The organism is Niveispirillum sp. FG148 (assembly GCF_057809655.1).
This window is the reverse complement of sequence record NZ_JBMDKJ010000004.1, coordinates 318,528-342,427: the sequence shown is the minus strand read 5'-3', so window position 1 is coordinate 342,427 and position 23,900 is coordinate 318,528. Positions and strand designations below refer to the sequence as shown.

Below are 23,900 nucleotides of genomic sequence, written 5' to 3'. Positions count from 1 at the left end.
TTGGCTCCACCAAATCGAAAGGGCTTCGCCGGAAACGGCGGGGCCCTTTTCGTTTACCCACCCCTTTTTGTTTGCCCACATCGCCGGAGATCGAACAACGCGGTGGCGCACAGCCTCCAGGCAGAACATGTCTGCCTTGTCATCACGGCTGACGAAGAGGCTTGCATCGGTCGCCAAGTTTGTCCATAAAGCCGCCCACCGCGACGGTCACCCAGACGACGCGAACGAGTTACGGGGCCATAGCTCAGCTGGGAGAGCGCTACAATGGCATTGTAGAGGTCAGCGGTTCGATCCCGCTTGGCTCCACCAAATCGAAAGGGCTTCGCCGGAAACGGCGGGGCCCTTTTCGTTTCGGGTCCCCGATCATGCTGCCGGGGTCAGGCCGCCGGCAGCACCAGAATGAAGCGACTGCCCTGGCCCGGTTCGCTGTCCAACCGCAGGCTGCCTGATAGCGGGCCGGACACCAGATTGTGGGCGATGTGCAGGCCCAGGCCGGTGCTGCCCTGATCGCGCGCCGTGGTGAAGAACGGGTCGAAGACCTTGTCCCGCACATCCGCCGCCATGCCCGCCCCGTCATCGGCGAAGGTCAGGATGACCTGCGCCCCCTCCCCCTTCTCCCACGATATGGTGACGGTGCCACCCTGCCGGCTGCCGAAACCATGCTGAAGGGCGTTCTGGGCCAGATTGGTCAGCACATGGGCCAGGGGGGCGGGCTGCGCCTGCACACACAGGCTGTCGTCCCCCTCCAGCCGCAGTTCGATCCCCTGCTTCTCAAAGGCCGGCTGGAAGGCGGACAAGGTCTCGGCCACCAGGGGGCGCAGCGCCACATTCTGGCGCGGGCCGACATATTCTTCCGCCGACACCTGCTTGAAGCTCTGTACCAGCCGGGCTGCGCGTTCCAGGTTGGTGCCCAGCATGTCCAGCACCTGCCGACCCGTGGCCAGGAAGTCAGACAGGGCGGTGCGGGTCAGGTTCTTGGCCTCCACCTGCCGGGTCAGCTTTTCGATCTCCTGGTCCAGGAAGGAGGAGGAGGTGATGGAGACACCCAGCGGCGTATTCAGTTCATGCGCCACGCCCGACACCAGCCGGCCAAGGGAGGCCAGCTTCTGTTCGCGAACCAGCCGGTCCTGCGTGGCGCGCAGATCCGCCAGCGTCTGGGACAGGGCATCCTTCTGCCGCGCGATTTCCAGCGTGCGGTCGTGAACCTCGCGTTCCAGCTCCCGCTGACGCCGACGCAGACGGTGGGTGCGGTACTGCACGCCCAACGCCACCAGCCCCAGCCCGGCCACCAGCAGCCCCAGCCGGAACCACCAGGTCTGGTACCAGGCCGGCAGCACCGTGACGGGCAGAACCAGCGCCTGCGACCCGAATAGCCCTTCCCGATTGCTGCCGCGGACCAGCAGCCGGTAGGAGCCGGGGGCGAGGTTGGCATAGGAGACATGGCGCCGCGTCGCGTCGCCCGTCATCCATTGGCTTTCAAACCCCTCAAGCTTGTAGAGGAAGCGCGTGCGCTCCGGACCCGTATAGTCCAGAGCCGCGAATTCCACCGACAGCGACCGGTCTTCCGGTGACAGGCGGATATCGGGGGGTGAGGGCTGGTTATAGATGTCGGCCGGCACCGACCGGTCACCGATGCGCAGGTCGGTGACCACTGTCGGGGGCAGCACGCGCCAGGCATCCAGCAGGTCGGGCCGCACCACGACCAGCCCGCTGCGCCCGCCGAACATCAGCTGCCCATCGGGCCCGCCGGTGACGCTGTTGGCCCAGAAGCTGTTGACCCCCACCCCGTCGGGCCGGTCCAGCACCTGCACCGACAGACTTTCGCCATCAATGACCGCCAGGCCATTGTCGGTGGAGGCCCAGATGCGTCCAGCCTTATCCTCCCGCAGGGCATTGACCATCAGCGTCGGCAGCCCCTGCGCCGTGCCCAGGCGGCGGAAGACGGCCGGCTGGCCGGGCCGCCAGCCCGGTTCCATGATGTTGATGCCACCGCCCAGCGTCCCCACCCAGACACGGCCGCGCCGGTCGGTCAGGATGGCCGTGATGAAATCATGCGACAGGGAACGCGGATCGGCCGGGTCATTGTGGATACGGGTGAAGACATGTGACTGCGGGTCATAGAGATGCATGCCGCCATGTCCGCCCACCCACAACCGGCCGTCGGCCGCCGGGGCCAGCAGGCGGAGACGGTTATCGAACAGCGAGGTATCGTCACCGGACCGCGTGCGTTCCACCCGCATGCGGCCCGTCGCCAGGTCCAGACCCACCAGCCCGTTGGCGGCGATCCACAGCGTGCCGCCCTGACGCATCAGGAACCAGACGCCGGGGCTGGGCGGGCTGGGCGGCGGCAGGGGCACCTGTTCCAGCTGCGGCGATCCCGGGCGCTGCCGGTAGAGCCCCCGCTGCGTACCGACATAGACGGTCCCGTCCGGCGCCATCTCCATCGACAGTACGGCCCCTTCCGGCAGCCCCCCGTGCCCGGGCCGGATGCCATCGCGCGTGCCCGTGGCCGGGTTCAGGATATCGATGCCGTTGGTCTGCAACCCCGCCCACAGCCGTCCGTCGGGCGCCAGCATCAGGCTGCGCACCTGTGGATCGGACAGCCGGTCGGGCCGGATCTGGGAAGCCAGGATGGGGTTGAGGGCCGCCATGGGCGGATTGCGCCGGCTGATCCCCCCGCCCCAGGTGCCGATCCACAGGATGCCCGACCGATCGACCAGCAGGGACCGCACGTCGGATGCCGACAGGCTGCTGGTCAGGGTCGGATCATGGCGGTGCTGCTCGATCCGGCCGGTATCGACATGCAGGATCAGCAGCCCGGCACCCTGCGTCCCGACGGCGATGCGGTCGGGCGCCATCTCGGCCAGCGCGAACTTGCCCACCGTCTGTTCAGCACTTTCACCGGTGCCCAGCAGATCAATCAGCCGGTGTTCCCCCGTGGCCGGGTCCCACAGCGCGATGCCGGGAAAGATGCCCGTGACCCAGATGCGGCCCCGGCTGTCGCGCAGCATTTCATGCACGGGCCCATCGGGCAGCAGTTCCGCCAGTGGGGTGGGCTGCGACAGGCCCGTCTCCGGGTCGAACAGAACCAAACCCCGCCCGGTGCCCAGCAGCAGCGTGCCATCGGGCTGCACCAGCATGGTGCGAAGATTGTCGATGGGGATACTGTCGGGATCGGATCCGCGACGGAGGAAGTAGCGCAGCGCGCCCGTCACCGGATCGCGGACATACAGCCCGCCGACCGTCCCGGTCCATAGCCGGCCACGGGCATCGGTCACCATGGACTGAACGGAATTGTGCAGGATTCCGGCGTCGATCCGGTCGAACCGGTCGCTTGCCGCATCATAGCGGGCCAATCCGCCGGCATTGGTGCCCACCCACAGACCGCCGGCAGGGTCCACATGCAGGGCCGTGATATAGCTGTCCGGCAGACTGTGCGGGTCGTCGGGATCACTGGTGTAATGGCGGAAACGGTGGCCGTCGAATCGGACCAGTCCGCCACCCGTACCGAACCACAGGAAACCCGTATGGTCCTGCACGATGCGGCCGACCACGTCATTGGGCAGCCCCTGGTCGCGGCCGATGCGATCGAACAGCGGGTCGGTGAAGGCCGACCAATCGGCCGCAGCCCCGGCCGGCAGCGTCAGCGGCCATGGGGCCAATATCACCGCCACGCACAATGCCACCCGCCACCACCGATGCCTCGACGCGCGGTTCGACGGATGGTGGGACGGCGGCTGGTTATGGTTCATGCGGCGTAAACCTTGTTGCGGCCGCAGAATAGCAACATCCCACCGGGGGTGGAACCAAGGTATTTTTGACGATTTTTGTAAGGCTGCCACGGGTGGACCTATCGCGCTTATACAAATCGGCCGTTGTATTTTTATCCAAGTAGAGTAATAATTAATACTTGGGGCGCAGATCATTGCGAAATTGAGACGATCATGCCTGGAAGTGAACGGGCCGGAACACCCGGAAACGATACCCTTCTATCACAGAATGACGGTGACATACTAGTTGGCGGCGCGGGAGACGACACCTACGATATTCAGCATATGAATGTCGTTGTACGTGAAGAGGCCAATAATGGTGGCGATGACACTATTGTTGCGCGCGTTGACTTCGTACTGCCCGACAATGTTGAAAACCTGACCTTGGACTATGCCCTGCGTTACCCTACCTTTGCCGTACAAAAGGAAGGGGCACATATCGGCATCGGTAATGCTTTGGACAACATCATCCAGGGCAACGAGCTGCATAATGTGCTGATGGGCGCCGGTGGGGATGATGTCATCCGGGCCGGCGGCGGCGATGATCTGGTCCTGGGCGGGACCGGTCACGACTTCCTGCGCGGCGACGCCGGCAACGACACGCTGGCCGGAGAGGATGGCAATGATGTGCTCAACGGCGGGGCCGGCGACGACATCCTGATCTTCGATGTCGGGGAGGACCGGCTGAACGGCGATGCCGGGCTGGACATTGCCCTGTTTGCGGGCCCGGCCAGCCAGTACAAGGTCATCAGCGCCGATGCCGGCCAATATGTCGTCATCGACATCACCGCCCCGCCCTTTCACGCCACGGCCGGTCTGCGGGATGTGGAGGTGGCGGTGTTCGGCGATGATGTCATGCTGCTGTCCCGGCCCGCCCCCGGCTCCGCCCCGACCGGCTTCGACGAAGCCCTGTACCTGTCACGCTATGCCGATGTCGCCGACGCGGTGCGCCAGGGCAGCTTCGTCAGCGGCTGGCAGCATTTCCAGCTGTACGGGGAACGGGAGGGGCGTAACCCTGATGCCCTGTTCGATGCGGATTTCTATCTGTCCGAATATGGGGACGTGGCCGCCGCCGTCGCCCGCGGGGAAACCACCGCCTGGGCGCATTACAACAATTTCGGCTGGCGGGAGGGGCGGGATCCGTCGGCCCTGTTCAGTACCAATGCCTATCTGGCGCAGAACAGCGACGTGGCCGCCAGCGGTCAGAATCCGCTGCTGCATTTCATCCATGTCGGCGCGGCCCAGGGGCGGCTGGCGCAGTTGGCTGACGCCAGCCTGGACTGGCTGGGCTGACCAGTGGGATCGAACGGTGGGGACCGTTCAAAAATCGCCATGTTGATCCGATGCGGACACCGATTTGCCACGGTCGATATGGAACCTGAAGAAACAGGGGCGATAACGAAATGCTGAATCGAGAAGAAAATGCCTGGTACTCTGCAGAACGGAACACCAAACGACGATACGCTTCTGTCCCAGCACCCTAATGATACCCTGTCGGGTGGTGCTGGGGACGATATTTACGACGTTCTTCACTATGGAACACGGATCGTCGAAACGGAAAGTGGCGGTCACGATGTCATTCTGGCCCATATCGACTTCGTCCTGCCGGATTTTGTCGAGGATCTGAGCCTGGAATATGCCCAGCGGGGCAGCTACCCCGTTCCCGTCACGGGCGGTGCCCTGGTCGGCATCGGCAACCGGCTGGACAATACCATCGCCGGCAACGGGCTGGACAACCTCATCAAGGGCCTGGGCGGCAACGACTTGCTGATGGCCAATGGGGGTCATGACAGCGTTGATGGCGGCGACGGCAACGACACGCTGACGGGCGGGGCCGGCAACGACACCCTGCTGGGGGGCGCTGGCAACGACGATCTGGCGGGCGGCCCCGGCAATGACGTGTTTGTCGGCGGGGCTGGCGACGACCGCATCTTCGGCAATGATGGCGTGGACGTGGTCCGTTACGACGGCCGCCTGGGTGTCGGTGGCGACTACACGATGGTGCGCGGCGATGGCGGCGTTACCACCATCACAGCCTCGAATGGTGAAGGGACGGACACGCTGTCGGGCGTGGAGATCATCACCTTCGGCGTGAATGTCTGGCTGAACAGTGCGCCCACCGGCACGGCCCGCAATGGCTTCGACGAGGCGCTGTACCTGTCGCGGAATACGGACGTTGCGGCCGCCGTGCGCAATGGCCAGTTGGAAAGCGGCTGGCAGCATTTCCAGCTGTACGGCCAGAAGGAAGGGCGGTCGCCCAACGCGCTGTTCGACGTGGATTACTATCTGTCGCAATACAAGGATGTGGCCGCCGCCGTTGCACGCGGTGAGACCACGGCCTGGACGCACTACAACAATTTCGGCTGGAAGGAAGGCCGTGACCCGTCGGCCTGGTTCAACACCAAGGCCTATCAGGCCATGAACGAGGATATTGCCGGCACCGGCCTGAACCCGCTGACCCATTTCCTGCATATCGGCGCGGCCGACGGGCGCATGGCCCAGATCGCCAACCCGAGCCTGGATTGGCTGGGCTGAGGCCGCGTCCTGTCGATACCTGCCCGCGGCGTTTTGTCGGATGACAAGCGCCGCGGGCAGGCGTAGCAGACTCAACAATTCGGCCGCCCCGTGATGGGACGGCGCTATGCGCTCAGGTGCGCCATGTATGTGCTTTACATCCTGCTGGGCATGGTTGTCGGCCTGCCATTTGCGGGGGTCTTCTATTATGTCATGTGGATGTTCCTCACCGGCGGTGATCCCGGTGGCGGCGACAGCAATCCATTCTGACAGCGGACGCCGCCGCCGGCTGCTTTCGCGTCTGGTGGCGGTGTTTCTGGTCCTGGCGCCGCTGACCGCGGCGGCCGACCCGCCCCGCGCCCCCGGCGTCAACGCCGAAGACGGCCGGCAGGTCATGGACATCACCCGACCGCCCTGGAACAGCGTGGCGCGGGTACAGACCAATATCGGCGGCAAATGCACCGGTACGGTGATCGGACCGCGGCTGGTTCTGACCGCGGCGCATTGCCTTTACAACCACCGCACCCGCGCCCTGCTGGCCGCCGGATCCCTGCATGTCCTGCTGGGTTATGAGCGTGGTGACTACAAGTTGCATCTGATGGTGGAACGGCTGCATGTCCCGCCCGGCTATGATGGCAGCAGACCCGGCGAGAGCCTGACGGCGGATTGGGCGCTGCTGCGCCTGTCGGGGGATGCACAGGTGCCGGCCCTGCCCCTGTCCAGCCGGCCGGCCCGTCCGACCGACAAGGTGGCCGTGGCTGGTTTCAGCCAGGATCGTGTCCATCTGCTGATGGCGGACCGCGACTGTGCCGTCTTGACCACCAGCACCGGGCCGCTGCTGGTCCATGACTGCTCCGCCAGTCGCGGAACCAGCGGCGGGCCGCTGCTGATCCAAGATGGGGCAATCTGGCGCGTCGGTGGGGTCAATGTCGGCATCTCCGGCCGGGCGGGCAACATCGCCATCTGGCCACAGGACCTGAATGCGGCCATTTCCGCGCTGTCCGCCCCCTGAACGGACCCGACTCTTTCCCCCGCCCCCCCGAATGGCCTATAGTCGCCGGGATATTCCCCCTGGTGATGGAAAGAGCCCCGCCGAATGGCCGAAGACGATATCGACCGTTCCTCCATCCTGTCCGTACCGGTACAGGTGTCGGTCCGTCTTGGCCGTCGCCGCCTGCGGATCAGCCAGCTTCTGCGCATGGGACCGGGCGACATTGTCGATCTGGAACGCGTCGTCGGCGATCCCGTGGACGTGTTCGTCAATGACCGCATGGTGGCGCGCGGCGAACTGGTCGTCGTCGACGGCCGCCTGGGCCTGACCATTGTCGAACTGATGCCGCAGGCCACCCGCGGCCGCGAACCGCTTGGCCCCGGCCCCGGCGAATAAGGCCGGGCGGGAGGGTCGGGGCGATGGGGGATCGCATCACGCGGATATTGCTGGTCGATGCCGACGCGGCGCTGCGCCGGTCGCTGGTCGAACATCTGTCGGCGCAGCCCGGCTGGCAGGTGGTGGAGGCGGGTGACGGCGCCACCGCGCTGTCGTCGGCAATCACCCGGCCCGTCCATGCGGCCCTGGTCGATGCGCAACTGCCGGACAGGGACGGGGCCACGCTCTGCCGGGACCTGCGCCAGCAGGGGATTCCCGGCCCGCTGATCCTGCTGCTGCCTGCGGGCGCCACCGAACCTGGGCCCGATCCGAAAGGGGCGCACGCCCATCTGGTCAAGCCGATCCGCCTGGGCAGTTTGCTGTCGCGGCTGCGCGGACTGCTGCGACCGGCCGAAGCCGAGGCCGCCAGCCTGGGCCTGACCATCGGCCCCTACCGCTTCGACCCGTCGGCCAAGCGGCTGGAGGCCGGGGATGGCACCCGCATCCGCCTGACAGAGAAGGAAAGCCTGATCCTGACCCATCTGCATGGCAGCAACACACCCGTGCCGCGACAGGCGTTGCTGGACGCCATCTGGGGCTACGGCGCCGGCATCCAGACCCACACATTGGAAACCCATATCTATCGCCTGCGCCGCAAGATCGAAACGGACCCGACGCGGGCGACGCTGCTGGTCACCGAGGCTGGTGGCTATCGTCTGGTGCCATGATGACCCCTGCTGTCCCGTCCCGCCGCGCCCTGTGCACGGCCCTGCTGATGCTGCCGCTGGCCGCCTGCGCCGTTCGGCCCCCGCCGGAACCGGAATTCCCGCCACTGCCCCCCCTGCCCGATGTCCGGCGCATCGTGCTGGCGCATGTGAAAAGCGGGGAGATGGTGGATGTGATCTATTTCCACAATAACGACTACGATCAGCAGGCCATGCGCCGGATCGACTTCCTGCTGCGCGACCGGCGCACGGGGGGAGTGGGAAAGATCGATCCGCTGCTGATGGATTTCATGTTCGACCTGCTGTACCGCACGGGCCTGCCGCCGACGACCGTGGTGCAGGTGACGGACGGGTTCCGGTCGGCCGGTACCAATGCCGATCTGGTACGCGACAACCCGAACGCGGCCCGTGAAAGCTACCACCTGCAAGGCCGGGCCATGGATTTCAAGGTACCGCTGCTGCCCGGTCCCGCCCTGAGCGAAATCGCCAAAACCATGCAGCGCGGCGGGGCCGCCTATTATCCTTCCACCGGTCATACCCATATCGACACAGGCCCCAATCGCACCTGGAAGACACGATGAGACGCTGGGCACTGCCGTTCCTGGCCCTGCTGGCCTTGACCGGATGCAAACCGGTGATGACGGCACGCGTGCCCGTCCTGCCGACGGGCGAGTCGCTGCCGTCCGGTGTGATGCCGCGCGACCTGCCCACCGGCACGGGCGACACGCTGACCGTGACGGAGGAGGCGATGCGCATCGGCTTCCGCTATGTCCTGTCGGCCCCCGGCGGCCGCGTCGGCAGCCTGGCCTTCCAGCAGGTGGAGGATATCCCGCTGGAACGGATCATCGTGCCAGGCGGAGAGGTCCGCGCCGCCTATCTGGCCCAGGGGCGCATGACGACGGTGGGGTTGGAACGGCTGCTGCATGGAACGCGTCATGCCAAGGACCTGGCCCGATCCCTGACCGATGGCGGGACGGCGGGGGAGGAGCGCTATCTGTTCGCCTTCTTCGCCCTGATGCGGCAGGGAACGGAGGCCCCGCGGCTGGCGCTGATCCAGTGCGACCCGACCCATGCCGGACAGGAGCCCATCGCCAAGGCCGTGCAGTCCCGCGCCATCCGCGCGGGACTGAAGCTGGACCCGGATGGCGACCTGCCACGCATGCCCAGCCGCGATCTGGTGCTGTCGGTGCTGACGGGTGGCCTGCGCGACGCGGTGGCATCTGGCGACTGCCGCGCGGACCTGCCCCTGCAGCTCCCCGATCTTTAGGGCTGGCCGGATAATCTCTTTCCCGGCGATTTTCGGGCGCATAAGGCCCGTGTGGCCCGCCGCTTCCTGTGGTAGGGATATCGCGTCCGGTCGCCTAAACCTGGGGCCGGGCTGGGCGCCTTCGTGGATGGAACTGGTCTGGCGATGACGATGATGAGCGGCACACCGACGATCGTGCCGGAGGCGGGGCGCAGCCCCGATCCGGTGGCGGGTGCGCGGCGCCTGCTGGCGCGCCTGCGCGACGTCATGGCCGGCAGCGGCACGGCCCAATCGCGCCTGGACAAGATCGTCATGACCATCGCGCACGAGATGTCGGCGGACGTCTGTTCCTGCTACGTCATGCGCGCGGGCGAGGTGCTGGAACTGTTCGCCACCATCGGTCTGAACCCCGATGCCGTCCACAAGACCCGCATGCGCGTGGGCGAGGGTCTGATCGGCGACGTGGCGGCGCATGCGCGGCCCATCGCGCTGGCCAATGCCCCCAGCCATCCCAATTTCGCCTATCGCCCGGAAACGGGGGAAGACCCGTTCAACGGCTTCCTGGCCGTGCCCATTCTGCGCGGGGGCCGCGTACGCGGCGTGCTGGCCATCCAGCACAAGGATCGCCGCGACTATGACGAGCAGGAGGTGGAGACGCTGCAGACCATCGCCATGATCGTGGCGGAACTGGTCGTGGCGGGCGAGTTGGTCGACAGCCGCGAACTGTCCTTGGTCAATGATCTGGTGCTGCTGCCGTCGCGTCTGGAAGGGACCAGCCTGAACCGGGGCGTGGCCATGGGCGTGGCCGTGCTGCACCGGCCGCAGCTGACCATCCGCCAGATGGTGGCCGATGATCCGGAAGCAGAACTGGCCCGGCTGAAAGAAGCCGTGGAAAGCATGCATTCGGCCATCGATCAGATGCTGATTGCCGTGGGCGAGTCGGACAGCGAACATGCCGAGATCATGCAGACCTACCGCATGGTCGCCGCCGACCGCGGCTGGCTGAACCGCATCCGGGAGGCCATCCGTTCCGGCCTGACGGCCGAGGCGGCCGTCCAGCGTGTCCAGGACGACAACTCCGCCCGCATGGCGCAAATCGCGGATCCTTATATCCGTGACCGGCTGCTGGATCTGAACGACATCACCAACCGCCTGTTGCAGCATCTGGCCGGCAAGCCGGTGGAGGCCATCGGCGGTACCCTGCCCGACGAATTCATCCTGGTCGCCCGCAATCTGGGCCCGGCGGAACTGCTGGATTATGACCGCCGCCGCCTGCGCGGGCTGGTGATGGAGGAAGGGTCGGCCTATTCCCATGTCGCCATCGTCGCGCGCGCCCTGGACATCCCCGTCGTGGGGCAGGCTGCCGATGTGCTGCGCCGCGTGGAACCGCTGGATTTCCTGATTGTCGATGGCGACAACGGCCAGATCTTCGTCCGACCGGCCGATGATATCCAGGCCGTGTTCGCCGCCAGCATGGCCGCGCGTCAGCGCCGGCAGGCCGAATATGCCAAGCTGCGCGATCTGCCGGCCATCACCGTGGACGAACAGCATGTAACCTTGATGCTGAATTGCGGGCTGCTGATCGACCTGCCGCATCTGGCGGGAACCGGCGCCGACGGGGTCGGGCTGTACCGCACGGAAATTCCCTTCATGGTCCGCCCGTCCTACCCCGATGTGGCGACGCAGCTGGAAAATTACAGCAAGGTTCTGGACGAAGCGGCGGGCAAGCCCGTCAATTTCCGCACCCTGGATGTCGGCGGCGACAAGACCCTGCCCTACTTCCCCGAACTGGGGGAGGAGAATCCGGCGCTGGGCTGGCGTGCCATCCGCATCGGGCTGGACCGGCCTTCCATGCTGCGCAAGCAGTTGCGCGCCATGCTGCTGGCGGCTGCCGGGCGGGACCTGCGCGTCATGTTCCCCATGGTGGCCACCGTGGCGGAATTCATCCAGGCCCGCCGCATCCTGGACCTGGAGGTCAAGCGTCTGGCCAACAGCGGCCAGCCCGGCCCGACCACCCTGAAGGTCGGGGTGATGATGGAGGTGCCGGCCCTGCTGTTCCAGCTGGACGCGCTGCTGCCGCTGGTCGACTTCATGTCGGTCGGGTCCAACGACATGTTGCAGTATCTGTTCGCCAGCGACCGTGGCAACCCGATGCTGAACAACCGCTACGATCTTCTGTCGCCGGCCTTGCTGCGCGTCCTGAAGATGCTGGTGGAAAAATGCGGCGAGGCGGGCGTGACCCTGTCACTGTGCGGGGAGATGGCCAGCAAGCCGCTGGACGCCATGGCCCTGCTGGGGGTCGGCATGCGCCACCTGTCCATGTCGGCACCTGCCTTCTTCCCGGTCAAGGCCATGCTGCGGTCCCTGCATGTCGGTGATCTGTCGGCCTATATGGACCGGCTGTACCATCTTCCCGTGCGGTCGCTACGGCCCTATCTGAAGGCCTATGCGGCGGATCACGGGGTAAGGCTGGGATAGTGGGGCAGACCCTGGGCATCCGCCGGTTCGCCGCCCGATGCAGGGCGCGGGGCCGCCGGTGATCCGCTTTCCCGTTGCCCAATGGCCGTTGCCGACAGGCCGCCATCGCGGTTATGCAGCAATGACAGCCGACGATACCGCGACACCCCCAAACATCAAGACAGACCAAAGCCATCATGGTTTCTTTTCCGCACGCCATCGGCCTTTCCTGGCGTCGCCATTGGCCATTGCTCGCCGTGCTTGTCCTGGGGGCCGTCCTGATTCTGATGGGGCTGATGACCCCCGGAATCGGAGAGGATAATGACGCCCCCCTTGTGGTGCGGCACGCATCGCACCTGTCGACCCTTGGCTACACGCCCATCCGGTCCTGGGGCTTTCCGCTGTATGAGCTTTACACCTACCCTTTGCTGAATAATTTCGGCGACGTGGTCGCGCGCCTGCCGGCCGGGGCCTTTTATCTGGCAACCATCATTCTGGTTTATCGTTTCTGCCTGCCATCGCAGGGGGAAACCCGGTCCGCATTGACGGCCCTGGCCGTAGCTGTGGTGCCCACGATCCATCTGCCTGCCAGTGAGCTGATGGAAACCAGCATGTCGCTGTTCCTGGGGCTTGCTTTCATTCTGGCTGTGCTGAAATGGCGGGCGGTGACCAGCTTGCCCGGCCCGCGGGAACTTTTCCTCCTGGCGCTGCTGGGGGCCCTGGCCACGGGCGTCCGACCGGACAACATCATCCTGTTCGCTGCGTTCGGCATTGCCGCCGTCCTGCAGGCGCGGCGGCTGCCGGCGCGGCTGATCCTGGCTTGTCTGCTGTTCCTGGCCGTCGTGGCCGGCATCTTTGCCGGCGTCTACAGCGAGCGGGCGCTGAACGGCATTTTCAACTTCGGAATGCGGGTCCTGCAGCCGGATCCCTGGTCGCGTCGCGTCCTGCGGGCCATCCTTGGCTATGCCGCGGCGGTTGGCCTGCCGTTCCTGGCCTTCATCATCATCGCCCTGTGGCGGCGGCGGCTGTCCTGGCCAGCCGGGCTGGACAAGGGGGAGCGGTGGTTTCTGTTGCTGGCGGCGGGCCTGTGGGCCCTGCGCTATGCCGCCCTGCCTGACGAAGTCTCCTACCTGGTCATCCCGGTCAGCGCCCAGATCGTGGTGCTGTGCAATGCGTTGCCCAAGGGGCCGGTGGGGCGAGGGTGGCTGCTGGGCGCCGTCACCGCCCTGGCCTTGCCCAACCTGGTGCAGATTGCCCTGTTTGAACGTCCGCACCTGACAGCGGAATTTCGCCCCAGCCTGCAGCCGGGCGCCCTGCAGCAGGATCTGGGCTACCGCCGGAGTTATCAGGCGCAATGGCAGCTTGATCAGGACCTGATCAGCCATCCCGAGCGGATCGGGTGCGCACGGGTTCGCGTCATGCTTCCCACCAACCAACCTCCCGCCGACACCTGTCTGGTGCTGAACCGGTTCGTGCTCCGATACCTGGACCGCGGGCGTGGTCAGGTCGCACAACGCCAGAGGGAGATACTGGCAAGGCTCACCCGCGTCTTCGTCTATGACGGCGCCGCTGGCCGGGGCTGGCATCATTTCCTGCCTTATGAGACGCTCACGGTGCCCGATATTCAGCATCTGACCGCCACGACAGGGCCGGAACTGCTGTCCACACTGGACCGCGCCAATGACCAGGCAAAGTCTCCGCCGTCACCATAGGCGCCCTGCGGCGGGGCGGGTTGCATGGGCCGGCACCGGTTGCTAGAGTGGCATCGCTTCGGGCACGGAGATTCGGAGCGGTAATATCCCGGCATCTCAATGGGTTACTCCCATTTTTCGGATTGGACCGCCGCTCCGGGCGGGATCAGGTGGTCGGGTTTCAGCCGGCAGGGAACGATGGCCGATCAAAACGGACGACAGCAGGATATGCGCGACATGCGCCATCACGGCGCGGACGCCGCACATCACGAGCAGCAGCACCAACCCCACCACGGCCCCCGCCATGTGGGGGAGGCGCTGAAGGCGCGGCGTGAGGCGCTGGGCTATGCGCTGCCCGACCTGGCCGCCAATTTGCGCATCCGCCTGAATTTCCTGGAAGCGATCGAGGAAGGCCGCTGGGGCGATCTGCCCGGCCATGCCTATTCCACCGGTTTCCTGCGTTCCTACGCACAGATTGTCGGGCTGGACCCGACGGCCGTGCTGCTGCGGTTCAAACAGGATGCGGCCGGGCATGAACCGGCGCCGGAGCTGTATTTTCCCGAACCGGTGAATGAAACCCGCGTGCCCGGCGGGGCCGTGCTGCTGGTCGCTGCCCTGCTGACCGTCGGCGTCTATGGGGGCTGGTACGCACTGACAGCCGCCAACCGCTCGGTCGGGGACATTGTGCCCGCCCTGCCGGAGCGGCTGTCCAAGCTGATCTATGGTGACGGCACCGTGCAGGAACCGGCCCCCACCCCGGCACCCGTGCTGGCCCCGGGGCAGGTGGAAGCCTTGGTGGAAGCCTCTCCCCCCTCCGGACCGGAAGTGGGCAGCAGCGGCGGGCAGACCTCCGTCCCCAGCGGTTCCGTGAATGTCGCAGCGCCCACAGCCCCGCCGCTGCCCGCCACGGATACAAGCCCCGTCGCCGCCGGCAACGGCCCGACAGAGGATGAAAGCGAGGTGCCGCAGCTACCCGACCTGGGCCAAACGCCGCCCACGCAGGAAGCCGCTGTTGAACCCGCCACGCCCGATGTGGAACCCGTCGCCGCCGGTGATGTGGCGCCGGACGCCCCCACCAATGCCAGCAATCAGCCCCCGCCCGCCCCCGAACAGGTGCCGCCCACGGGCCGCGTCTTTGGTCAGTCCGATGGCAAGGTGCGCGTGACCATCCGCGCCGTCGAGGATAGCTGGATTGAGGTGCGCGACGGCAAGGGCACGCTCTGGGCGTCGCGCGTGCTGCGCCGGGGCGACCTGTTCCGTGCGCCCGACGTACCGGGCATGGTGCTGAATACCGGCAACGCCGGCGGCCTGGTCGTGGCGCTGGATGGCCGCGACCTTGCCCCGCTGGGCGCCAAGTCCCAGGTTATGCGCAGCATTTCGCTGGCACCCGAGGCGTTGACCGCCCGCTAACCGTTGTTTCCAGGATTTCCGTCGATCATGAGCCCCAATCACGACCCCGCCACCCATCGCCCCTGGCGCCAGATTCAGCGCCGCAAGTCCCGACAGGTGCGGGTGGGGTCGGTGCTGGTCGGTGGCGATGCGCCGATTACCGTGCAGACCATGACCAACACGGTCACGGCCGACGCCAAGGCCACGATCGAGCAGATCCGCCGGGCGGAGGAGGCGGGCGCCGACATCGTCCGCGTGTCCTGCCCCGACGAGGAGAGCACGGCGGCCCTGGCGGAGATCGTGCGCGCGGCCCAGGTGCCCATCGTCGCCGACATCCATTTCCATTACCGCCGCGCCATCGAGGCGGCACAGGCCGGCGCCGCCTGCCTGCGCATCAATCCCGGCAATATCGGCTCGGCCGAGCGGGTGCGGGAGGTGGTGCAGGCGGCCAAGGATCATGGCTGTTCCATGCGCATCGGCGTCAATGCCGGCAGCCTGGAGCGGGAACTGCTGGAACGCTATGGCGAGCCCTGCCCCGATGCCCTGGTCGAAAGTGCCCTGACCCATGCCAAGATCCTGGAAGACCATGATTTCCGGGAGTTCAAGATTTCGGTGAAGGCGTCCGATGTCTTCCTGGCCGTGGCAGCATATCAGGGGCTGGCCGACGCCTGTGACTATCCCCTGCATATCGGCATCACGGAGGCGGGCGGCCTGCGCGCCGGCACCGTCAAATCCTCCATCGGGCTGGGCATGCTGCTCTGGTCCGGCATCGGCGACACGATCCGCGTGTCGCTGTCCGCCGATCCGGTGGAGGAAGTGAAGGTCGGGTACGAGATGCTGAAAAGCCTGGGCCTGCGTCGCCGTGGCGTCACCGTCATCTCCTGCCCCTCCTGCGCGCGCCAGCAGTTCGACGTCATCAAGACGGTGGAGGTGCTGGAGGAACGGCTGGCCCATATCACCACGCCCCTGACCGTCAGCGTCATCGGCTGTGTCGTCAACGGGCCGGGCGAAGCCACCATGACCGATATCGGCTTCACCGGCGGCGGCAAGGGCACGCATCAGGTCTATCTGGGCGGCCTGCCGGCCCACCGGCTGAAGGACGAGGCCATTGTCGACCATCTGGTCAAGCTGGTGGAGGCCAAGGCCGCCGAGGTGGCCGCGAAGGGGTGATAACAGCGGCCATAAATTATGTCCGCTGTTACGGCGGCGACTGCCGCCGCGCGGCCCGTGCCGCGTAGCCAAGCTGCCGGATGGCGGCGCCCGGCCACTGAGGGGGCATGAGTCCCTACGACGCCCCCACGGAGACATAGCTGGACACGCCGCGGATATGTTCGTCCACGGCCAGCCGGTGGGACAGCGGCGGGAAGGCGCGCTGCGTGCAGTCCAGGCGCGGGCAGATGCGGCAATTGACGCCGATGGGCGTGGCGGCCTCGTTGTTCGACAGGTCCACCCCGTCGGCATAGACAAGCTGCGCCGCATGGGCCAGGTCGCAGCCGATGGCGACGGCGAACTGCCGCGCCGGCTGCTTCCAGCCGCCGCCCGGCTTGGTCACCGTGCGGGTGACGGAGAAATAGGTGGTGCCGTCCGGCAGGCGCGCCAGCTGCGTCTGAATCTCCCCCGGCCGGCGGAAAGCATCATGCACATGCCAGCGCGGACAGGCCCCGCCGAATCGGGCGAAATGAAAGCCGGGCGCGGCGCTGAACCGTTTCGACATGTTGCCGGCCGGATCGACACGGGCAAAGAAGAAGGGCACGCCCTTGGCCCCCGGCCGTTGCAGGGCTGTCAGCCGGTGACAGACCTGTTCAAAGCTGGCCACGAAGCGGCGGGATAATATTTCGATATCGTACCGAACTTCCTTGGCTGCCGTCAGGAATCGGCCATAGGGCATCATTATTGCGGAAGCGAAATAATTCGCCAGACCGACCCGGGCCAGCCGCCGCGACTCCTCATGGCTGAAATTCCCGCGCGCCACGGCTGTATCCAGGAGGGCCGCCTGCCCCAGCAAAGCCGCCTGGCTGGCCAACTGGAAGGTGCGACCGGCCGGGTCCAGCATTTCGGAGATCAGCACGCGCCTGGAATGCCGGTCATAGCGGCAGATGGCCCCGCCCATGACGTCGGTCGGCATCAGGCGCACGCGCACCCCATGTTTCTTCTGCAGATGCGCGGCCAGGGTGGCGAACAGGTTGCCGCTGTCCAGATCGCCATCAATCCACAGGGTTTCGGCGGCAATCTCCAGATCGGGGAAATGGTTCTGCTCGCCCTGGAAAAACTCCGACACTTCCTCCTGCGGGAAGGCCTGGGCGCCCATGACCTGCAGCTTGTCGCGGTCGGCCACCTTTTCCGCCAGCGCCCCCAGATCCTCCCGCGCCTCGCGGAAGGCACGGTACAGCGCCACGACAGCATGGCCCAGATTGGGGGCGGCGGCCGCCACCTCCTTCATGTCCTGGCTTTTGATATCGCCGGCATCGAACAGGGGATCGGCGAACACCTCTCGCAAGGACGCCACCAGCCGCGTCTCGTCATCTTCGGCGAAGCTGGCCATGTCGATGCCATAGACCGACGCGATCTTCAGCAGCAGCGGCACCGTCAGGGGGCGCTGGTTGGCCTCGATCAGGTTCAGATAGCTGGGGGAGACGCCAATCTCCTCCGCCATCTGCGCCTGGGTCATCTTCAGGTCACGGCGCAGGCGGCGGACCTTGTGGCCCAGCATGGCCTTCTTTTCAGACATTCAGCTCAAACCTTCCTTACGCGTAATCTTCGGCACCTCGTCGCGATACCGGAAGCGCAGCGCCGACCAATCATCATCCAGGGCAATCTGGGTGACGGGGATCAGGCCGGCTGCGGTCACCGGTTCCCATCCCGCATCGCGGTAAAGATCGCTCTTGATCGCCCCGCTTTTCTTGGGATGGGCGAACCAGAGGCTGCCGCCACGCTTGTAAATCGGCAGAACCGTCGCCGACACTGCCGCCAACGCCGCCCGATCGACCGCGAAAGCCAGGATCAGGTCGCAATCCCCCGCTGGCGCCACCATCGGCAGTCCGATGATTTCGCCCAATTCTCCAGGCGCATCCAGCATCCAGCCCACCCGCCCCGGCTTGAAGCCCAGCTTTTCCGCGATGCTCTTCATGGTTGGCGCCCCCGTTTCCATGCTTTGACAATTTACAAACTTTACAACATCACAGCAATGGGCATTACAGACTGTGACAGCAATACTATTTTACGAAAATCTCCATATTGATCATTTTCTGTCGCCGGTTCATGGTCAGGTCCAACAGCGCTGCACTGCACACCAGCCCCGGCAACGGGGAAGCAAGGGGCAGAAAAATCAAGCAGCCGTTCAGAAACCTATTGAGAGCCCCACCAGGCCAGGAGTTGTCAAATGTCCCCCCTCGACCAAGCCCAGAGCATCGACCTCGCCGCGATCCACGCCAAGCGCTTTGACGGCATCAAGCGTGACTTCACCGCCGAGGATGTGCGCCGTCTGTCCGGCTCGGTGAAGATCGAGTACACGCTGGCCGAAATGGGCGCCCGCCGCCTGTGGGAACTGCTGCACACCCGCCCCTACGTCCACACGCTGGGTGCCTTCACGGGCAATCAGGCCCTGCAGCATGTCAAGGCCGGTCTGGAAGCCATCTATCTGTCGGGCTGGCAGGTCGCCGCCGATGCCAACCTGGCCGGTCAGATGTATCCCGACCAGTCGCTGTACCCCGCCAATTCCGTCCCGGCCGTCGTGAAGCGCATCAACAATGCCTTCCAGCGCGCCGACCAGATCCAGACGGCTGAGGGCAAGGGCGACACCTACTGGTTCGCGCCGATCATCGCCGACGCCGAGGCCGGCTTCGGTGGCCCGCTGAACGCCTTTGAACTGATGAAGGGCATGATCGAGGCTGGCGCCGCCGCCGTCCATTTCGAGGACCAGCTGGCCTCGGAAAAGAAGTGCGGCCATCTGGGCGGCAAGGTGCTGATCCCGATCCAGCAGTTCATCCGCACGCTGAATGCCGGCCGTCTGGCCGCCGATGTCTGCGGCACCAGCACCCTGGTCGTGGCCCGCACGGACGCCGAGTCGGCCCAGCTGATCACCAGCGATGTGGATGAGCGCGATCACCCCTTCATCGACCGCAATGACCGCACGCCGGAAGGCTTCTTCCGCATCAAGAAGGGTGTCGGCGTCGATTACTGCATCGCCCGTGCCCTGGAATACGCCCCCTATTCCGACCTGATGTGGTGGGAAACGTCGAAGCCGAACCTGGACGAAGCCCGCCGCTTCGCCGAGGCCGTGCACAAGAAGTTCCCCGGCAAGATGCTGGCCTATAACTGCTCGCCCTCCTTCAACTGGAAGGCCAACCTGGACGAGGCGACCATCGCCAAGTACCAGGCCGAGCTGGGCGCCATGGGCTATAAGTATCAGTTCGTCACCCTGGCCGGCTTCCACAGCCTGAACCTGGCCACCTTCGAACTGGCCAAGGGCTACAAGGAACGCGGCATGGCCGCCTATTCCGAGATGCAGCAGCGTGAATTCGCTGCCGCCGAGCAGGGCTTCACCGCCGTGAAGCACCAGCGCGAAGTGGGCACCGGGTACTTCGACGCCGTGGCCGTCGCCATCTCTGGCGGCACGTCCTCCACGACCGCCATGAAGGACAGCACCGAGACCGACCAGTTCCATTGATCCCGTGGCAACGCATGGTTCCAGCCTCGGCTGGGACCATGCCGGCGGCGACTGCCGCTGCGGCGCACATGCGCCGGGAGCCAAGGGCGCGGATGCGCCCGCCCGGCGCTTGAGGGAATTTTCAAAAGCTTGATCCGTCATCCTTCCTGAACGGGGTGGCGGGTCCGCAGGGGAAAGGGGCTGCATCCTTTCCCCTGCTCTTGGCCCCAGAGCCGAAACCTTTCCGCCTTCCTCCGCGCTGGATGGGAGGAGGCGGCGGAAAGCCGGCGGACGGCGCGATGGATCGCCGACCCCGCCCGGATCGTTTCAGCCAGGGGCCCTTTCAGACCCAGGTCAAAGCTGGCGGATGCCGGCGGCGGCACCCACAGGGGCATGAAGTGTGAAGACGGCACCGTTTCTCCCGGCGACAGGGAGGGGCGGTGCCGTCTTCATCTGCGCTCAATCGATCGTCAACAAAGGGGTACAGGCCATGGACGGATCGTCTTTCATTCCGGTGCAGCAGGACCCTGCCCCCGCCAGTCCCCGGCCCCTGCAACCGGCGGCGGTGGAATGGGTCGCCGTGCGGTCGGGTGACAGCGCGCTGATCATCCCGTTTCCGGCACCCCGCCCGCAGGATTGAGATATTCCAGAAGCTGTGACGCGGTGATAACATTAAATGACAATAAATGTTATCGAGGTAGGTCATGGCCAGCTTGAGCCTTGGGCCCCATTTCGAAGCCTTCGTCCAACTCCAGATCGAGCGCGGCCGCTACCAGAACGCCAGCGAGGTTGTCCGCGCCGGATTGCGCCTGCTGGAGGATTATGAGTTGGGAATCAAGGAGCGGACGCATGCCCTGCGGCAGGCGCTGGATGAGGCCTGGAGCGACCCGCGCCCCAGCCGATCAGCCGATGCCACCTTTGACGAGATCGAGCGCCGCCACGCCGCGGTGAAGGCTGGAGTGTGAGCCGCCAGCTTGTCTTGCGCCCCGCCGCGGAGCGCGATCTTCGGCAGATTTACGATTACATCGCCGAGGCCAGCGGGTCGGAGACCGCCATCCGGTATATCCGCCGGCTGCGAACCAGTCTGGGCACTCTGCTCACTTTCCCCGAAGCGGGCCGCCGCCGCGACGACCTACGGCCCGGCCTGCGTCTTCACAGTTTTGAACGTCGGATCATCACCGCCTACCTCATCCTGCCATCCGGCGATGTCGAGGTGGGCCGCTTCTTTTATGGCGGGCGTGACGTTGCGGCCTTGCTGACAGGGACTGACGAGGGCGAGGACTGCTAACACCTTTCCCAAGGACGGACGGCTGTCGTCATTCTTCAAGAAAGGCAGGGCCGTTCCCTGGCATAAGCACGGGGACAGCAACGGAGCCTGCCATGATTTTTCGCTACACCATCCTTTATGTCGATGACGTGCCCGCCACGATGGATTTCTTCGCCCGCGCCTTCGGACTGGAGCAGAGCTTTCTGCATGAAAGCGGGCAATATGGGGAAATGCTGACGGGTCAGACCAAGCTGGCCTTCTCCGCCACGGCCTTGATGCGCCAGTTGGGCAAGAATCCGCAGCCGGCCGTGGCCGGTGGCCCCTGCTTCGAACTGGCCTTCGAGACGGCAGACGTGGCAAGTGCCGTGGACCGTGCCGTTGCCGCCGGTGCCACCCTTGTTCAGGCCGCCGAGGAACAGCCCTGGGGACAGGTCACGGCCTATGTGAACGACCCCAACGGCTATCTGGTGGAAATCTGTTCGCCCGTCCAATTGCCCAATCCGGGCTGAGACAGGACCGACAGCAGGGCCGGATCCCGCCGCAGCCGCGACGGCGTCCGGCCGAACCAGCGCACCATCTCCCGCGTCATGTGCGCCTGGTCGCTGTAGCCCAGTTCATAGGCGATGTCGGCCAGCGGCCGGTCCGTCCCCAGCAGGACGCCGGCACGCCGCGCCCGGCCCAGCAGCCGCCAGAAATCCGGCGACGGTAGGCCCCGGTCGCGGAAATGCCGCTGCAAGGTCCGCTGTGACACGCCCGCCTGTCGCGATACGGCCGATCCCGAATCCGGCGTACGGGCCAGCGCCTCCACGATCTGGTCCAGGTCCGGATCGGCCACCGCCATTCCGGCAATGTACCTGTCCAGCGCGTCCGCCCGCCCTGCCAGTGCCTGCAGGTCCGCCGGATCGATCCGTACGCCCGGCCGCAGCCGGTAGCCGATGAATGCTGTTCCCGCCACCAGATCCACCCTGCGTGGCCCATCGTCCCAGTCGGTCAGCATGACCTGTGACTGTCCGTCGGGCGCCGTGATCGACAGCAGATCGCGGCAACCGTCCGGATAGACGAGGGTGGCGCCATCCGTTTCAACGCGGTGGGACCAGCGGACAAGCAGCATGGGGCAGGTTCGTCATGGGGCCGCAGGGAGTGACCATGATAGCCTGTTGGAAGCGGCCCCCCAAAGCCACTTGATCTGATTCCTTTTTTGGGATTTTATCTCAAATATGGAACAGAACATCGATACGATCGACATCCGCCTTGCCGCCCGGCTGGCCCAGCTGCGGCGCGATGCCGGCTGGACGCTGGATGAGCTGGCGACCCGCAGCGGCATTCCCAAGGCCACGCTGTCGCGGCTGGAGCGCGGGGAAAGCAGCCTGACGGCCAGCTTGCTGGGCCGGCTCTGCGCCGCCCATGGCCGCCCCATGTCCCGCCTGCTGGCGGAGGTGGAGGCAGAACCAGCCCTGCTGATCCGCGCCGCGGACCAGCCGATCTGGACCGATGCGTCCACGGGCTTTGTGCGCCGGTCGATCTCCCCGCCTGCGGCCGGGCTGGAAACGGAGCTGATCCAGGGCACGCTGCCGCCCGGTACCATCATCACCTATGAAAGCCCGCCGCTGCACGGGCTTGAACAGCATATCTGGCTGCTGGAAGGCCGTCTGGAATACCGGCTGGATGGCACACCCTATCTGCTGGAACCGGGCGACTGCCTGCGCTTCCGGCTGTACGGCGCCTCACGATTCGCCAGCCTGGGCGATGTTCCCGCCCGCTACATCATCGCCATCACCCGTCCCTGAGGGGCCAATCATGCACTTTGACATCATCACCGCCGGCCCGGATGACTTCCGGGCCGCAATCCCCGACCTTGCCCGCATCCTGCGGGACTGTGTCATGGACGGCGCTGCCGTCGGTTTCATCCCGCCGCTGGACCTGCACACTGCCGCCAGCTTCTGGCAGGCGCAGGCAGGCGCCGTTGCCGCGGGGGAGAAGATCGTGCTGATCGCCCGCGATGGGGATCGGCACCCCATTGGCACCGTCACCCTGATCCCTGCCGGCCAGGTGAATGGCAGCCACCGGGCGGAGATTGCCAAGATGCTGGTGCATCCCGATGCCCGCCGCCGCGGCGTCGCCGCCGCCCTGCTGAAACGGGCGGAGGCGGTGGCGCGGGGCCTGGGCCGGCGGCTTCTGGTGCTGGACACACGCCAGGGCGACGATGCCGAACGGCTTTATCAGCGCCTGGGTTGGGAAAGTTGCGGCGTCATCCCGGACTATGCGCTGAACGGTGACGGCACCAGCCACGCCACGCACGTCCTGTACCGGCGTTTGCCGCCCCCCATTGCCGGTCTGACCGTGGAACGGTCCAGCCCGGACCATCCGGATGTCATCCCCCTGATCGACGCCCTGTCGGCCGATCTAGGCCGCCGGTTCGGCAGCGACGGGCGGGCCGGATTCGCCGACTGGGCGCTGCTGGCGGACCGGTCGCTGTTCGCGCTGGCCCGGCTGCATGGCATCCCCGTCGGCTGCGGCGCCGTCCGGCCGCTGGCCGACGGGGTGGGAGAGGTCAAGCGCATGTATGCCGCGCCCGGCACCACCGGGGTGGGTGCGGCCTTGCTGTCCTTTCTGGAGAACGGGGCGCGGCAGATGGGCTTTCGGCGGCTGATGCTGGAAACGCGCTGGGCGAATAACCGGGCTGTCAATTTCTACCGCCGGTATGGCTATCGGATTACCACCAATTATGGCCCCTATGCGGGCCGTTCGGAGTCTGCCTGCTTTGACAAGGATTTGTGAACCGGTAACGTATAAGCGTATAGATTGACGCTTCCCGACCGGCTGGCCAGGA

The 23,900-nt window shown here is 65.9% G+C and carries 23 protein-coding genes and 1 tRNA gene; 20 read left to right on the top strand and 4 right to left on the bottom strand.

The features are described 5' to 3' along the window. Positions 1 to 233 precede the first annotated feature (233 nt). A tRNA-Ala gene (locus ACODTW_RS06990) sits at positions 234 to 309 on the top strand. 68 nt (positions 310 to 377) lie between these two features. Here ACODTW_RS06990 and ACODTW_RS06985 read toward each other — a convergent pair. Further along, positions 378 to 3,752: a two-component regulator propeller domain-containing protein gene (locus ACODTW_RS06985; protein ID WP_488945235.1), complete on the bottom strand. Its 3,375-nt coding sequence runs from the start codon at positions 3,750 to 3,752 to the stop codon at positions 378 to 380. A gap of 303 nt (positions 3,753 to 4,055) precedes the next feature. Between ACODTW_RS06985 and ACODTW_RS06980 the strand changes: the two genes are divergently transcribed. From ACODTW_RS06980 to ispG, 12 genes are all read left to right on the top strand, one after another. After that, on the top strand, positions 4,056 to 5,063 hold the full coding sequence (locus tag ACODTW_RS06980; RefSeq protein WP_488945234.1) for a calcium-binding protein: 1,008 nt from the start codon (positions 4,056 to 4,058) through the stop codon (positions 5,061 to 5,063). A gap of 129 nt (positions 5,064 to 5,192) precedes the next feature. Further along, positions 5,193 to 6,305 carry a calcium-binding protein gene (locus ACODTW_RS06975; protein ID WP_488945233.1) on the top strand — a complete coding sequence of 371 codons (1,113 nt, stop codon included), beginning with the start codon at positions 5,193 to 5,195 and terminating at the stop codon, positions 6,303 to 6,305. 123 nt (positions 6,306 to 6,428) lie between these two features. Next, on the top strand, positions 6,429 to 6,554 hold the full coding sequence (locus ACODTW_RS06970) for a hypothetical protein (protein WP_488945232.1): 126 nt from the start codon (positions 6,429 to 6,431) through the stop codon (positions 6,552 to 6,554). Continuing rightward, positions 6,529 to 7,296 (top strand): trypsin-like serine peptidase, encoded by a 768-nt coding sequence (locus ACODTW_RS06965; RefSeq protein WP_488945231.1) that lies wholly within the window; start codon positions 6,529 to 6,531, stop codon positions 7,294 to 7,296. Before ACODTW_RS06970 ends, ACODTW_RS06965 begins: the two co-directional genes overlap by 26 nt. Positions 7,297 to 7,380: 84 nt before the next feature. Beyond that, entirely contained in the window at positions 7,381 to 7,671 is a 291-nt protein-coding gene (fliN, locus tag ACODTW_RS06960; RefSeq protein WP_488945230.1) for a flagellar motor switch protein FliN, read from the top strand. Between the two features lie 23 nt (positions 7,672 to 7,694). Continuing rightward, a complete protein-coding gene (locus ACODTW_RS06955) occupies positions 7,695 to 8,378 on the top strand; it encodes a response regulator transcription factor (protein ID WP_488945229.1) in 684 nt (227 codons plus the stop codon). Continuing rightward, positions 8,378 to 8,956, top strand: coding sequence for a YcbK family protein (locus tag ACODTW_RS06950; RefSeq protein ID WP_488945228.1), 579 nt, complete (start codon positions 8,378 to 8,380; stop codon positions 8,954 to 8,956). Before ACODTW_RS06955 ends, ACODTW_RS06950 begins: the two co-directional genes overlap by 1 nt. Continuing rightward, complete coding sequence (locus ACODTW_RS06945; RefSeq protein ID WP_488945227.1) at positions 8,953 to 9,642, top strand: hypothetical protein; 690 nt, start codon at positions 8,953 to 8,955, stop codon at positions 9,640 to 9,642. Before ACODTW_RS06950 ends, ACODTW_RS06945 begins: the two co-directional genes overlap by 4 nt. Before the next feature lie 153 nt (positions 9,643 to 9,795). Beyond that, positions 9,796 to 12,099, top strand: a complete 2,304-nt coding sequence (gene ptsP, locus ACODTW_RS06940; protein WP_488945242.1) for a phosphoenolpyruvate--protein phosphotransferase — start codon at positions 9,796 to 9,798, stop codon at positions 12,097 to 12,099. 275 nt (positions 12,100 to 12,374) lie between these two features. Continuing rightward, positions 12,375 to 13,790: a hypothetical protein gene (locus ACODTW_RS06935; protein WP_488945226.1), complete on the top strand. Its 1,416-nt coding sequence runs from the start codon at positions 12,375 to 12,377 to the stop codon at positions 13,788 to 13,790. Between the two features lie 177 nt (positions 13,791 to 13,967). Beyond that, positions 13,968 to 15,179: a helix-turn-helix domain-containing protein gene (locus tag ACODTW_RS06930; protein WP_488945225.1), complete on the top strand. Its 1,212-nt coding sequence runs from the start codon at positions 13,968 to 13,970 to the stop codon at positions 15,177 to 15,179. Positions 15,180 to 15,206: 27 nt separating this feature from the next. Beyond that, positions 15,207 to 16,328: a flavodoxin-dependent (E)-4-hydroxy-3-methylbut-2-enyl-diphosphate synthase gene (ispG, locus tag ACODTW_RS06925; RefSeq protein WP_488945224.1), complete on the top strand. Its 1,122-nt coding sequence runs from the start codon at positions 15,207 to 15,209 to the stop codon at positions 16,326 to 16,328. 115 nt (positions 16,329 to 16,443) lie between these two features. Here ispG and ACODTW_RS06920 read toward each other — a convergent pair whose 3' ends face one another. Beyond that, a complete protein-coding gene (locus ACODTW_RS06920) occupies positions 16,444 to 17,886 on the bottom strand; it encodes a helix-turn-helix domain-containing protein (RefSeq protein WP_488945223.1) in 1,443 nt (480 codons plus the stop codon). Next, positions 17,887 to 18,285 (bottom strand): hypothetical protein, encoded by a 399-nt coding sequence (locus tag ACODTW_RS06915; RefSeq protein ID WP_488945222.1) that lies wholly within the window; start codon positions 18,283 to 18,285, stop codon positions 17,887 to 17,889. 252 nt (positions 18,286 to 18,537) lie between these two features. On the opposite strand from ACODTW_RS06915, the gene aceA reads away from it, so the two are divergent. The 5 genes from aceA to ACODTW_RS06890 all read left to right on the top strand — a co-directional run bounded on the left by aceA (position 18,538) and on the right by ACODTW_RS06890 (position 21,579). Next, positions 18,538 to 19,824 carry an isocitrate lyase gene (gene aceA / locus ACODTW_RS06910; RefSeq protein ID WP_488945221.1) on the top strand — a complete coding sequence of 429 codons (1,287 nt, stop codon included), beginning with the start codon at positions 18,538 to 18,540 and terminating at the stop codon, positions 19,822 to 19,824. Between the two features lie 469 nt (positions 19,825 to 20,293). Continuing rightward, the gene (locus tag ACODTW_RS06905; protein WP_488945220.1) at positions 20,294 to 20,443 is read left to right on the top strand and encodes a hypothetical protein; all 150 of its coding nucleotides are present in this window, start codon (positions 20,294 to 20,296) and stop codon (positions 20,441 to 20,443) included. 64 nt (positions 20,444 to 20,507) lie between these two features. Beyond that, the gene (locus ACODTW_RS06900; RefSeq protein WP_488945219.1) at positions 20,508 to 20,768 is read left to right on the top strand and encodes a type II toxin-antitoxin system ParD family antitoxin; all 261 of its coding nucleotides are present in this window, start codon (positions 20,508 to 20,510) and stop codon (positions 20,766 to 20,768) included. Beyond that, positions 20,765 to 21,091: a type II toxin-antitoxin system RelE/ParE family toxin gene (locus tag ACODTW_RS06895; protein ID WP_488945218.1), complete on the top strand. Its 327-nt coding sequence runs from the start codon at positions 20,765 to 20,767 to the stop codon at positions 21,089 to 21,091. The genes ACODTW_RS06900 and ACODTW_RS06895 overlap by 4 nt, the downstream gene beginning before the upstream one ends. A gap of 92 nt (positions 21,092 to 21,183) precedes the next feature. Further along, positions 21,184 to 21,579, top strand: a complete 396-nt coding sequence (locus ACODTW_RS06890; RefSeq protein ID WP_488945217.1) for a VOC family protein — start codon at positions 21,184 to 21,186, stop codon at positions 21,577 to 21,579. On the opposite strand, the gene ACODTW_RS06885 is transcribed toward ACODTW_RS06890, so the two are convergent. Further along, positions 21,531 to 22,181: an AraC family transcriptional regulator gene (locus tag ACODTW_RS06885; protein WP_488945216.1), complete on the bottom strand. Its 651-nt coding sequence runs from the start codon at positions 22,179 to 22,181 to the stop codon at positions 21,531 to 21,533. The genes ACODTW_RS06890 and ACODTW_RS06885 overlap by 49 nt on opposite strands. Positions 22,182 to 22,287: 106 nt before the next feature. On the opposite strand from ACODTW_RS06885, the gene ACODTW_RS06880 reads away from it, so the two are divergent. Beyond that, positions 22,288 to 22,857, top strand: coding sequence for a helix-turn-helix domain-containing protein (locus tag ACODTW_RS06880; protein WP_488945215.1), 570 nt, complete (start codon positions 22,288 to 22,290; stop codon positions 22,855 to 22,857). Between the two features lie 10 nt (positions 22,858 to 22,867). Then, positions 22,868 to 23,848, top strand: a complete 981-nt coding sequence (locus tag ACODTW_RS06875; RefSeq protein WP_488945214.1) for a GNAT family N-acetyltransferase — start codon at positions 22,868 to 22,870, stop codon at positions 23,846 to 23,848. Positions 23,849 to 23,900: the final 52 nt, after the last annotated feature.